General features: G+C 66.4%; 10 protein-coding genes and 4 tRNA genes. 3 read left to right on the top strand and 11 right to left on the bottom strand.

The window, feature by feature from the left end; translation table 11 throughout:
• Positions 1 to 175 precede the first annotated feature (175 nt).
• From F3J14_RS30460 to uvrC, 6 genes are all read right to left on the bottom strand, one after another.
• Positions 176 to 249: transfer RNA gene (locus F3J14_RS30460), tRNA-Cys, on the bottom strand.
• A 100-nt stretch (positions 250 to 349) separates the two neighbouring features.
• Positions 350 to 425, bottom strand: a tRNA-Gly gene (locus F3J14_RS30455).
• Positions 426 to 476: 51 nt separating this feature from the next.
• Positions 477 to 552, bottom strand: a tRNA-Gly gene (locus F3J14_RS30450).
• A 51-nt stretch (positions 553 to 603) separates the two neighbouring features.
• Positions 604 to 679 (bottom strand) — tRNA-Gly (locus tag F3J14_RS30445).
• Between the two features lie 141 nt (positions 680 to 820).
• A complete protein-coding gene (pgsA, locus tag F3J14_RS30440) occupies positions 821 to 1408 on the bottom strand; it encodes a CDP-diacylglycerol--glycerol-3-phosphate 3-phosphatidyltransferase (protein ID WP_006757520.1) in 588 nt (195 codons plus the stop codon).
• 108 nt (positions 1409 to 1516) lie between these two features.
• Complete coding sequence (gene uvrC, locus F3J14_RS30435; RefSeq protein ID WP_166726089.1) at positions 1517 to 3571, bottom strand: excinuclease ABC subunit UvrC; 2055 nt, start codon at positions 3569 to 3571, stop codon at positions 1517 to 1519.
• A 76-nt stretch (positions 3572 to 3647) separates the two neighbouring features.
• On the opposite strand from uvrC, the gene earP reads away from it, so the two are divergent.
• The 3 genes from earP (at position 3648) to F3J14_RS30420 (ending at position 7189) form a co-directional block, all read left to right on the top strand.
• The gene (gene earP, locus F3J14_RS30430; protein WP_166726088.1) at positions 3648 to 4835 is read left to right on the top strand and encodes an elongation factor P maturation arginine rhamnosyltransferase EarP; all 1188 of its coding nucleotides are present in this window, start codon (positions 3648 to 3650) and stop codon (positions 4833 to 4835) included.
• Between the two features lie 138 nt (positions 4836 to 4973).
• On the top strand, positions 4974 to 5531 hold the full coding sequence (gene efp, locus F3J14_RS30425; RefSeq protein ID WP_006751871.1) for an elongation factor P: 558 nt from the start codon (positions 4974 to 4976) through the stop codon (positions 5529 to 5531).
• Positions 5532 to 5803: 272 nt separating this feature from the next.
• Complete coding sequence (locus F3J14_RS30420; RefSeq protein ID WP_166726087.1) at positions 5804 to 7189, top strand: sigma-54 dependent transcriptional regulator; 1386 nt, start codon at positions 5804 to 5806, stop codon at positions 7187 to 7189.
• A 151-nt stretch (positions 7190 to 7340) separates the two neighbouring features.
• On the opposite strand, the gene nagZ is transcribed toward F3J14_RS30420, so the two are convergent.
• From nagZ to era, 5 genes are all read right to left on the bottom strand, one after another.
• Positions 7341 to 8369, bottom strand: a complete 1029-nt coding sequence (gene nagZ / locus F3J14_RS30415; RefSeq protein WP_166726086.1) for a beta-N-acetylhexosaminidase — start codon at positions 8367 to 8369, stop codon at positions 7341 to 7343.
• A gap of 16 nt (positions 8370 to 8385) precedes the next feature.
• Positions 8386 to 8826: a holo-ACP synthase gene (gene acpS, locus F3J14_RS30410; protein ID WP_166726085.1), complete on the bottom strand. Its 441-nt coding sequence runs from the start codon at positions 8824 to 8826 to the stop codon at positions 8386 to 8388.
• Between the two features lie 69 nt (positions 8827 to 8895).
• Positions 8896 to 9672 (bottom strand): pyridoxine 5'-phosphate synthase, encoded by a 777-nt coding sequence (gene pdxJ, locus F3J14_RS30405; protein WP_166726084.1) that lies wholly within the window; start codon positions 9670 to 9672, stop codon positions 8896 to 8898.
• Positions 9669 to 10508: a DNA repair protein RecO gene (recO, locus tag F3J14_RS30400; protein WP_006751876.1), complete on the bottom strand. Its 840-nt coding sequence runs from the start codon at positions 10506 to 10508 to the stop codon at positions 9669 to 9671. The genes pdxJ and recO overlap by 4 nt, the downstream gene beginning before the upstream one ends.
• A complete protein-coding gene (era, locus tag F3J14_RS30395) occupies positions 10495 to 11394 on the bottom strand; it encodes a GTPase Era (protein ID WP_166726083.1) in 900 nt (299 codons plus the stop codon). Before era ends, recO begins: the two co-directional genes overlap by 14 nt.
• Positions 11395 to 11516: the final 122 nt, after the last annotated feature.

Here is an 11516-nt window from a genome sequence, read left to right as displayed (position 1 = left end):
TCGACTTGCACCACCACTGACAGCTTAAAAGCCAGGCTGTAGTCCCGCTGCGTCCGCTTGATCCCTTGCTCCATCTGGCACCTCCTCGCCTCGGCGAAAAAGTGTCAACCTATTTCAGGATGGGTCACCGGAAAAAGAAAAAGCCCTGATTTCTCAGGGCTTTTTCTTTGCTACTTGGAGGCGCGAGCCGGAGTCGAACCGGCCTAAACGGCTTTGCAGGCCGCTGCATAACCGCTTTGCTATCGCGCCAAAAGCGGACTGCCCGGATGCCGTGAAGGCAAGCGGCAGATTTTTATTCGAGGACCATCAGTCCATCAAATAAAAAGGGAAGCGAGGCTTCCCCATTACCTGGAGCGGGAGACGAGTCTCGAACTCGCGACCTCAACCTTGGCAAGGTTGCGCTCTACCAACTGAGCTACTCCCGCATTGTCCTGCACCTGCAGCGCTTTGCCGTACAACACGCTGCCAGAAAAATCTGGAGCGGGAGACGAGTCTCGAACTCGCGACCTCAACCTTGGCAAGGTTGCGCTCTACCAACTGAGCTACTCCCGCATTGTCCTGCACCTGCAGCGCTTTGCCGTACAACACGCTGCCAGAAAAATCTGGAGCGGGAGACGAGTCTCGAACTCGCGACCTCAACCTTGGCAAGGTTGCGCTCTACCAACTGAGCTACTCCCGCGTATTGCTGCCTACTGCTTCCGTCACACACTTACTTCGTCGTGCAGCGGAGAAGCGAGATTATGGCGAAGGCACATTCGTGTGTCAAGGGCTTTTCCAGCCCTTTTTCTAAAAACCGTCGCGATCGAATGGGCGGATCGCGTCATGCGCCGCCGCGCTCGCGGATCTGCGGCCATGCGAGCTTCATGTAGTACAGCATCGACCAGATCGTCAGCACCGCCGCGAGATACATCAGCCACTCGCCCCACACGCGCGTGTCGATCGTCGCGATGCCGAGCGGCAGCGGGCCGTAGTACAGCAGCATCGGGATCGCGACCATCTGGCACGCGGTCTTGAACTTGCCGAGCTGGTTCACCGCGACGCTCTTCGACGCGCCGATCTGTGCCATCCATTCGCGCAGCGCCGAGATCGCGATCTCGCGACCGACGATCACCAGCGCGATCGCCGCATCGACCCGCGAAATCTGCACGAGGATCAGCAGCGCGGCCGTCACCATCAGCTTGTCCGCTACCGGATCGAGGAAGGCGCCGAACGACGACGTCTGGTTCCACTTGCGGGCGAGAAACCCGTCGAACCAGTCGGTCAGCGCGGCGAGGATGAAGATCGCCGCTGCCGCGAGGTTGCGGTGCGCGCCGCCCATCACCGTGTCCGGCAGATAGAACACGCCGACGACGAGCGGAATCAGCACGATCCGGACCCACGTCAGGAAAATCGGGAAATTGAACGGCATGGCATGCGGGTCAGTAAGGGATTCGCAATTGTGCCGTGTCGACCGGCCTGCTACAAGGACGCAAGAACGCGAGAGCGCCGGCAGGCGCGGCCGGTCGCACGGCCCGGATCAGTGAAGCTGCTTGTAGATCTGCTCGGCGAGCGCGTGCGAGATGCCCTCGACGCTCGCCAGTTCCTCGACGCTCGCGGCGACCACCCCGCGCAGCCCGCCGAACCGCGCGAGCAGCCGCTGACGGCGTTTCGCGCCGACCCCTTCGAGCTCCTCGAGCCGCGACGTCTGGCGTGCCTTCGCCCGCTTCGCGCGCATCCCGGTGATCGCAAAACGGTGCGCCTCGTCGCGGATCTGCGCAACCAGCATCAGCGCGGCGCTCTCCTTGCCGAGTTCGAGCGGCGTGCGGCCGTCCGCGAACACGAGCGTCTCGAGGCCGACCTTGCGCCCCTCGCCCTTCGCGACGCCGACCAGCATCGACGTGTCGAGTCCGAGCTCGGTGAACACCTGCCGCGCGATCTCGACCTGTCCCTTGCCGCCGTCGATCAGCACGATGTTCGGCAGCAAACTCGAGGCCTCGGCCTGGCGCGTCGATTCGCCGTCGATGCCGGCCGCGTCATCGGCGGCGGCCGCCTGCGCGGCCAGCTCGACCATCTTCTCGTAGCGGCGCGTCAGCACCTGCCGCATGGCCGCGTAATCGTCGCCCGGCGTGATGCCGGTGATGTTGTAGCGACGGTACTCGCCCGACTGCATCTTGTGATGGTGGTAGACCACGCACGACGCCTGCGTCGCCTCGCCCATCGTGTGACTGATGTCAAAACACTCGATCCGCAGCATCGCGAGATCGTCGCATTCGAAGCTGAGCGTCTCCGCGAGCGCGCGCGTGCGCGCCTGCTGCGAGCCCTGCTCGGACAGCAACCGTGCAAGCGCGAGCCGGGCATTCTGTTCAGCCATCGACAGCCACGCGCGCCGCTGCCCCTGCGGCTGCCGCACCAGCGATACCTTGTGACCGGCCTGCTCGGACAGCAGCTCGAGCAGGTCGCGGCTCGCGGGCGCATGGCTCACGACCAGCACGGGCGGCACGCGATTGCCGAGATAGTGCTGCGCGATGAACGCATCGAGCACCTCGGCCTCGACCGATGCCCCTGATGCCCCCGACGCCGATGACGCCGCGTCACGCGCGGCGACAGCTTCGCCCGCCGGCTCGCCGGGCAACGCCGCGGCCACTTCGTCGGCACCATCCGCCCCGTCGGCTTCGTCGCCGAGCCCGCCTTCGGCAAGCGTCAGCGCACTTTCGACATGCGCCGGGAAATAGGCCTTGTCGCCAAGATGCCGGCCGCCGCGCACCATCGCCAGGTTCACGCACACGCGTCCGCCCTGCGCGACCACCGCCAGGATGTCGACGTCGCTGTCGCTGCCGACTTCGATCGCCTGCTGGTGCAGCACCGTCGCGAGCGAACTCATCTGGTTGCGCACGGCAGCCGCCTGCTCGAACTTCAGCTCGGCCGCGAACGCGTGCATCTTCTGCTCGAGCTCCTTCATCACTTCCGACTGCCGGCCGAGCAGGAAGCGCGCGGCGTTCGACACGTCGATCGCGTAGTCGTCCGCGGAAATCGCACCGACGCATGGCGCCGTGCAGCGCCCGATCTGATGCAGCAGGCACGGCCGCGTGCGGTTGTTGAAAACCGAATCCTCGCAGGTGCGCAACTGGAATACGCGCTGCAGGATCTGGATGCTCTCGCGCACGGCCCACGCGCTCGGGAACGGTCCGAAATACTGGTTCTGCTTGTCGACCGAGCCGCGGTAGTAGGCCATGCGCGGAAAGCGGTGCGCGGTGAGCTTCAGGTACGGATACGACTTGTCGTCGCGAAACAGGATGTTGTAGCGCGGCGCGAGCGCCTTGATCAGGTTGTTCTCGAGCAGCAGCGCCTCGGCCTCCGAGCGCGTGACGGTCGTCTCGATGCGCGCGATGCGCGTGACCATCATCGCGATGCGCGGCGACAGCTGCGTCTTCGTGAAATAGCTCGACACGCGCTTCTTCAGGTCGCGCGCCTTGCCGACGTAAAGCACGGCGCCCGCCGTGTCGTAGTAGCGGTAGACGCCCGGCATGTGCGGCAACTGGGCGAGGATCTTCTTCGGTTCGAACGGGATGTCGGCGGCTTCTGGGGATGTCATGCGTGATCCGGGGGCCTTGTGGCGCGGAACGGGTCCATTAGAATCGCCAGTTTAGAGCATTCACCGGCCCGCTTCGATGCCCCGCACCGCCCCCGCTTCCGCTTCACCGCTCGCGCCCGACGAACCGATCGCATGCGACCTCTTCTGCACCGTGATCGACAACTTCGGCGACATCGGCGTGTGCTGGCGCCTCGCGCGCCAGCTCGCGCACGAACACGGCTGGCAGGTGCGCCTCTTCATCGACGACCTGCACACGTTCGCGCGGCTGCTGGCGGGCGTCGATCCCGAGGCGGGCCGGCAGACGCTCGACGGCATCGTGGTCGAACACTGGCATGCGGAAGTCGGCGACGCGCTCGAGATCGCCGATGTCGTGATCGAGGCGTTCGCGTGCGAGCTGCCCGGCGCGTATCTCGCGGCGATGGCCCGCCGCACGCGCCGCCCCGTGTGGATCAATCTCGAATATCTGAGCGCCGAAGACTGGGTCGCCGATTTCCATTTGCGGCCGTCGCCGCATCCGCGCTACCCGTTGCTGAAGACGTTCTTCTTCCCGGGACTGTCGGCCGGCACGGGCGGCGTGCTGAAAGAACGCGACCTCGACGCGCGCCGCGCGGCCTTCGAAGCCGACACGGCGGCGCGTGCCGCGTGGTGGCGGCATGCGACCGGCGACGCGCCGCCGGCGCCCGGCACGACGGTCGTCAGCCTGTTCGCGTATGAAAATCCGGCCGTCGACGCACTGCTCGCGCAGTGGCGCGACAGCCCGTCGCCCGTCGTCGCGCTCGTGCCGGCCGGCCGCGTGTCTCCGGCCGTCGCCCGCTTTTTCGGGGTCGAATCGTTCGGTGCCGGCGCACGGGCAACGAGCGGCAACCTGACCGCATACGGGCTCGCGTTCGTCCCGCAGGCCGACTTTGACCCGCTGCTGTGGGTGGCCGACATCAATTTCGTGCGTGGCGAGGATTCGTTCGTCCGCGCGCAATGGGCGCGCAAGCCGTTCGTGTGGCACATCTACCCGCAGGCCGACGACGCACACCTGCCGAAGCTCGACGCCGCGCTCGCGCACCTGTCGGCCGGCCTCGCCGGCGCGCCGCGCACGGCGCTCGAGCGCTTCTGGCATGCTTGGAATGGCGTCGGCACGCCCGATTGGGGCGATTTGCTCCAGCATCGTGCCGCACTCGACGCCAATGCGGCCCGCTGGGCCGATGCACTGGCGAGTGTCGGCGATCTCGCCGGAAAGCTGGCGGAATTCGCAAAATCTCAGTTAAAATAAGCGGTTATCCGACGGCTGACTACGCAAGCGCTCGCGTTCGAGGCACTTGGCGCCCATCGGAACTCCCCCCGCTTGCGCCGTCAGCCGTTGCGCAACGCTCAGGCATCTATTTATTTGATTGGATCAGGACAGTTTTTTATGAAGACCGCACAGGAACTCCGCGTAGGCAACGTCGTGCAGATCGGCAGCGACGCATGGGTCATCGCAAAGACGGAATACAACAAGTCGGGCCGTAACGCCGCCGTCGTCAAGATGAAGATGAAGAACCTGCTGACGAACGCAGGTCAGGAATCGGTCTACAAGGCCGACGACAAGTTCGACGTCGTCATGCTCGACCGCAAGGAAGTGACGTACTCGTACTTCGCCGACCCGATGTACGTGTTCATGGACGCCGACTACAACCAGTACGAAGTCGAAGCGGAAATGATGGGCGAAGCGCTGAACTACCTCGAAGACGGCATGGCTTGCGAAGTCGTGTTCTACAACGAGAAGGCGATCTCGGTCGAACTGCCGACGATCCTGGTTCGCGAGATCACCTACACGGAACCGGCCGTCAAGGGCGACACGTCGTCGGGCAAGGTGCTGAAGAACGCCAAGCTCGCAACGGGCTTCGAACTGCAAGTGCCGCTCTTCTGCAGCACCGGCGACAAGATCGAAATCGATACGCGTACGAACGAATACCGCAGCCGCGCGTAATCGCCTGCGATTTTCGTATCGAACAAAGCGCCCTTCGGGGCGCTTTTTGTTTGCCTGCCGTCAACAGCACTGAGGGCGTCGGCACCATAGGTCACACAAAATCCAGCACTAAAGGTATTCAATTTGTATCATCGGTAACTGTTTTATAGCGACAGAGAAATAATGCACGTCAGGCGTGCAGCGGGGCATAAAATCAGTCTTTAATCTGACATGCGGCTGCGGCTGGCTCGACGGCCGACAGCCCGCCTCTCTTGACTCGACTCGCGTCCACCATGCCACACGCCCTGATTGTCGAAGACGATCCCAACAGTCTGTCCGGCCTGACCGCGCTGCTTGCCGCAGACGGCTTCTCGGTCGACACGGCCACGTCGCTCGCCGAGGCACGCACGGCGCTCGGCCGCTCGATTCCCGATGTCGTCCTCGTCGACCTGAACCTGCCGGACGGCAGCGGGTTCGACCTGCTCCAGCACCTGCCGCAGCAGCAGCCGAACGGGTCGCTGCCGGTGATCGTGCTGACGGGCAACGCGACGGTGGAGAGCGCGATCGAAGGCCTGCGTCACGGCATCTGGGACTACCTGCTGAAGCCGATCAACATTCCGCGCCTGCGCAGCCTGCTGGCCCGGATTCCGCGGCCCTACGAACTGATCGACGAAGTGCGGACGCTGCGCGCGTCGCTGCGCCACCTCGGCCGGTTCGGCGCACTGGTCGGCCGCAGCGAGGCGATGCAGCACGTGTACGACATGATCGAGCACAACGCGGGCACCGAAACGGCCGTGCTGTTCGCAGGCGAGGCCGGCACCGGCAAGAAGCTGGCCGCGCGCACGCTGCACGACCTGAGCCGGCGCCGCAAGGGGCCGTTCGTGTCGTTCGACTGCCGCACGATCGCGCAAGCCGGCCGTCACGGCGCGTCGCTCGACAGCATCCTGTTCGGCCATGAGCGCGGCGCGTTCGACGGCGCCGAGCGGCGCGAATCGGGCCTGTTCGAACAGGCCGGCGGCGGCACGCTGTGCCTCGACGAGATCACCGCACTGCCGCTCGTGCTGCAGGAGGCGCTGCTGCATGCGCTCGACTCGCAGAACTTCATGCGGATCGGCGGCACGAGCTCGATCGCGAGCGATTTCCGGCTGATCGCGACCACGCGCCGCCCGGCCCGCGAGGCGGTCGCGAACGGCATGCTGCGCGAGGATCTGTGGCTGCGTCTCGATGCGGCCTCGATCACGATGCCGCCGCTACGCGAGCGCGACGGCGATGCGCTCGCCATCGCGGACTCCCTGATCGACGAACTGAACCGCGACGCGGGCGCCACCGGCCGCAGCACGACCGACAAGCGCGCGGCGCAGGGCTTCGTGCGCGAATGCCTGTCGTACGAATGGCCCGGCAACGTGCGCGAACTGCAGGAGCGCGTGCGCTTCGCCTATGACGCGTCCGGCGACTTCATCGAGACGCTGCGCGCCGGCGAAGCGAGCTTCGCGGCCGGCGCCGCACTGAACGGCAGCAGCGTGCAGATCAAGGTCGGCACCCCGCTGTCCGACGTCGAGGATCTGCTGATCCGCGCGACGCTCGACGCGGTGGGCGGCACGCGCCATCGCGCCGCCACGCTGCTCGGCATCAGTCCCAAGACGCTGTACAACAAGCTCCAGCGGATGAAGGTCAACTGACCGGGCCGCCGTTGTTGGAGGCGCTGGCTGGAGCTGACGGTTAGTTGCGTTAAGACGTATCGCCCGCGCTTCACACCCCAATGAAAAAGCCGCGCAAATGCGCGGCTTTTCGTTTTCGGCAACGGGAGAGCGGCATCGCCCCCTTCCCCGCTTACGCCAGTGCGCTGCTCAACAGCGCCTGCGCCTGCAGATACTCGGGCTGCGCGATCAGCTTGTCCCACTTGAGCGACTTGCCGCGCGCCCGCATCCGCTTGAGGCGTCGCACCGACTCGGCCGACGCCTGCGCCTTCAGCCCGTTCAGCACGACCTCGGCCGCCTCCGGCTGGTTGCAGACGAGCACCATGTCGCAGCCGGCGGCGAGCGCCGCGTCGGCCGCCTGCGTGAGCGTGCCGCCTTCGCGTGCCGCCTCCATCGACAGGTCGTCGCTGAAGATCGCGCCGTTGAAGCCCAACTGCCCGCGCAGGATGTCCTGCAGCCACACGCGCGAGAAGCCGGCCGGCCGCTTGTCGACCTGCGTGTAGATCACGTGCGCGGGAATCACGGCGGACAGCGACAGCCCGAGCCAGTCGTACGGCGCGACGTCCTGCTTGAGGATCGCGTCGAGCGGCCGGTCGTCGGTCGGCAGCGCGACGTGCGAATCGGCTTCCGCGAAGCCGTGCCCCGGGAAATGCTTGCCGCAGTTCGCCATGCCCGCGAGCGACAGCCCGTGGTTCAGGCTCTTCGCGAGCAGCGTGACGACGCGCGGGTCGCGATGGAACGCGCGATCGCCGATCACCTTCGATTGCCCGTAGTCGAGGTCGAGCACCGGCGTGAAACTCATGTCGATCCCGCACGCGCGCAGCTCGGCGGCCAGGATGTAGCCGACCGCGGTGGCGACCTTCGTCGCGAGCAGCACGTCGCGGTCCCACAGTTCGCCGAGGCGGCGCATCGCGGGCAGCACCGTGAAGCCGTCGGTGCGGAACCGCTGCACGCGACCGCCCTCGTGATCGACGGCGATCAGGATGTCCTCGCGCACCGCGCGGATCGAATCGGTCAGCGCGGTCAGCTGCGAGCGGTTCTGGAAATGCCGCGCGAACAGGATCACGCCGCCGGTGTTCGGATGGGCAAGGCGCCGCGCATCGTCGCGCGACAGGGCCGTGCCGACGACGTCGAGCATGACCGGGCCGGGAGTCGTTTTCATCGAATCGGGAAGTCCGTCAGGGAGTGGTTCGGGAAACAGGTGCGGGTGCGGGCGGCGGCGCGGCGTCGGTCTCGGCGACCACGAACGACACCGCGTAGTCGCGTTCGTCGCTGACCGTCACGCGTGCCGTGATGCCGCGCGCGGCGAGCCAGTCGGCCAGCTCGCCCGACGCGACGACGTACGGTTCGCCGCTGCGCTGGTTGAGGGTCTGCAGCGCGCGCCAGGTCATCGGCCAGTGCATGCCGAGGCCGATCGCCTTCGAGAACGCTTCCTTCGCGGAAAAGCGCGTCGCGAGGAACGCGATGCCGCGCGCCTCGGAGCGCGCGCGGCGCGCGTGAAACACGCGCAGCTCGTCGGGGCCCAGCACCTTCTCGGCAAACCGGCCGCCCGTGCGCTCGAGCACGGCCGCGATGCGGCTCACCTGGACGATGTCGGTGCCAATACCGTAGATCGCCATGTCAACGCCCGCCGTGATGCGCGGACGATGCCGGGTGACGAGCGAAGCGCGCGCGGAGGGAATGCATCGTCAGCGCGCGCCGCCGTGCAGCGCGGCGACACGCGCGGCGACCATGATCGCCTTCATCTCGCGCACCGCGTTGTCCCAGCCCGCGAAGATCGCGTGCGCGACGATCGCGTGGCCGATGTTCAGTTCGACGATGCCGTCGATCGCGGCGATCTGCTGCACGTTCGTGTAATGCAGACCGTGGCCCGCGTTGACCTTCAGGCCCAGTTGCGCGCCGGCCTGCACGCCCGCGACGATGCGCTCGTATTCGCGCTGCTGCTCGGCTTCGTCGTGCGCATCGGCGTAGCGGCCCGTGTGCAGCTCGACCACCGGCGCACCGGCTTCGTGCGCGGCGCGGATCTGCGTTTCGTCCGGATCGATGAACAGCGACACGCGCACGCCGGCGTCGGCGAGCTGCTTGCAGGCCGCACGCACGGCCTCGAAGCGGCCGGCGACGTCGAGGCCGCCTTCGGTCGTCAGCTCCTCGCGCTTCTCGGGCACGAGGCACGCGTCGTGCGGACGCACTTCACACGCGATGTCGAGCATCTCGGCCGTCACCGCGCATTCGAGGTTCATGCGCGTCTTCAGCAGCGGGCGCAGCGTGCGCACATCGGCGTCGACGATGTGGCGGCGGTCCTCGCGCAGGTGCAGCGTGATCACGTCCGCCCCGGCCTCTTCGGCGGCGAGCGCCGCGCGGACCGGATCGGGGTAGGCCGTGCCGCGCGCGTTGCGCAGCGTCGCGACGTGGTCGATGTTCACGCCAAGATCGATGGCGGTGGGCGTTGTCAGGAAGAAGCTCATAGGTTTTGCAGGTCGATCAGGATCTGACGCGTGGCAAGCGGCGTACCGCCGAGATAGGTGTTCAGCAGGAAGCGCATCAGCGTCTTGCTTTGCGCAACCGTCTGGGCTCGATGGTAATCGTCCTGCTCCATGTCGAGCAACGTCTGTCCGGTAATCACCGGCCAGTGCGACGGCACGTCGTCGTCGGCATTGCGCACGCCACGCTCGGGATCGAACACGTAGCGGCGATCGGGTTCGACCGCACGGCGCGCGACCGTGCGGTTCAGCGCCATCGCATAGCCGGTCTCGCGCAGCAGCACGCGCTCGAACGAGCGCAGCACCTGCACCGCGGGTTCGCCGTGGGCGAGGCGCGTGAGCGTCAGCACGTAATGATTGAAGAGCGGCGGCTGGGGATCTTCGCGCGCGCAGAATTTCACGAGCAGCTCGTTCACGTAGAAGCCGCACAGCAGCCCGTCGCCGCCGAGCGGCAGCATCCCGCCCACCCACTCGGCGCCCGTCAGCGTGCGCACTTCGGATTTGCCCGACCAGGACAGCAGCAGCGGCTGGAACGTCTGCAGCACGCCGCGCAGCGCGGAGTGCGGGCGCTTCGCGCCCTTCGCGACCAGCGCGAGGCGGCCGTGATCACGCGTGAGCACGTCGATGATCAGGCTCGTTTCCCGGTACGGATAGCTGTGCAGCACGAACGCCGGCTGCTCGGCGACGCGGAAATCGGACGTGCGAGACGTCGCGCGCCGCGCCTTGCGACGCGGCGGTTCGGGCGGTGCCGGCAGCGGCGCGTCGTTCGCGCCGGCGGTCACCGCGTCTTCGGTCGACGTCAGCGCGTCATTCGTACCCATAGGCGCGCAGCCCCGCCTCGTTGTCGGCCCAGCCGCTCTTCACCTTCACGAAGGTCTCGAGATACACGGGGCCGTCGAACAGCCTCTCCATGTCCATTCGCGCCTCGGTGCTGATCTGCTTGAGCTTCTCGCCCTTCTTGCCGATCACCATCGCCTTGTGCGAATCGCGCTCGACGAGGATCGTCGCGAAGATGCGCTTCAGGCGCCCTTCCTCCTCGAACTTGTCGATCAGCACGGTGCTCGTGTACGGCAGTTCGTCGCCGGTCCAGCGGAACACCTTCTCGCGCAGGATTTCGGCCGCGAGGAAGCGCGAGCTGCGGTCGGTCAGTTCGTCCTCGCCGTAGATCGGTTCGCCTTCCGGCAGGTACGGCTTGATCGTTTCCAGCAGGCGCTTGATGTCTTCCGGCCGCTGCGCCGACAGCGGCACGAGTTCGGTGAATTCGCGCAGCCCGCTCATCTGCTGCATGAACGGGAACAGCGTCGCCTTGTCGGTCACGCGGTCGATCTTGTTCGCGATCAGCAGCGTCGGCATGCCGGGCGGGATCAGGTCGAGCACCTTCTGGTCGTCGGGCCCGAAGCGGCCAGCCTCGATCACGAACAGGATCACGTCGACCGACGTGAGCGTCGACGTGACCGCGCGGTTCAGCGAGCGGTTCAGCGCGGTGCTGTGACGGGTCTGGAAGCCCGGCGTGTCGACGAACACGAATTGCGCGTCGTCGAACGTGTTGATGCCGGTGATGCGATGGCGGGTCGTTTGCGCCTTGCGCGACGTGATGCTGATCTTCTGGCCGACGAGTGCGTTCATCAACGTCGACTTGCCGACGTTCGGACGGCCCACGATCGCGATCATGCCGCAACGGAAACCGGTAGGAGCGGGAGTGTTCATATCGTTTGGGAGACAGGTTCTGAACCGGCCGCGCGGCGCGCGGCCCGATCGGTGGGCAATTCAGTGGTCGGCATCGGCCGCGCGCGCCTGCGCGGCAGCGAGGGTGGCGCCGCCCGGCGGCA

This window comes from Burkholderia sp. Tr-862 (genome assembly GCF_011753085.1).
Taxonomy (GTDB): Bacteria; Pseudomonadota; Gammaproteobacteria; order Burkholderiales; family Burkholderiaceae; genus Burkholderia; species Burkholderia ambifaria.
This window is presented reverse-complemented; position numbering and strand designations above follow the sequence as displayed.

Excerpts from the sequence above, each read along its gene's own strand:
- recO (WP_006751876.1), bottom strand. The coding sequence starts at position 10,508 with ATGGGTACGAATGACGCGCTGACGTCGACCGAAGACGCGGTGACCGCC.
- era (WP_166726083.1), bottom strand. The coding sequence starts at position 11,394 with ATGAACACTCCCGCTCCTACCGGTTTCCGTTGCGGCATGATCGCGATC.
- pgsA (WP_006757520.1), bottom strand. The coding sequence starts at position 1,408 with ATGCCGTTCAATTTCCCGATTTTCCTGACGTGGGTCCGGATCGTGCTG.
- uvrC (WP_166726089.1), bottom strand. The coding sequence starts at position 3,571 with ATGACATCCCCAGAAGCCGCCGACATCCCGTTCGAACCGAAGAAGATC.
- pdxJ (WP_166726084.1), bottom strand. The coding sequence starts at position 9,672 with ATGAGCTTCTTCCTGACAACGCCCACCGCCATCGATCTTGGCGTGAAC.
- acpS (WP_166726085.1), bottom strand. The coding sequence starts at position 8,826 with ATGGCGATCTACGGTATTGGCACCGACATCGTCCAGGTGAGCCGCATC.
- earP (WP_166726088.1), top strand. The coding sequence starts at position 3,648 with ATGCCCCGCACCGCCCCCGCTTCCGCTTCACCGCTCGCGCCCGACGAA.
- nagZ (WP_166726086.1), bottom strand. The coding sequence starts at position 8,369 with ATGAAAACGACTCCCGGCCCGGTCATGCTCGACGTCGTCGGCACGGCC.
- efp (WP_006751871.1), top strand. The coding sequence starts at position 4,974 with ATGAAGACCGCACAGGAACTCCGCGTAGGCAACGTCGTGCAGATCGGC.
- F3J14_RS30420 (WP_166726087.1), top strand. The coding sequence starts at position 5,804 with ATGCCACACGCCCTGATTGTCGAAGACGATCCCAACAGTCTGTCCGGC.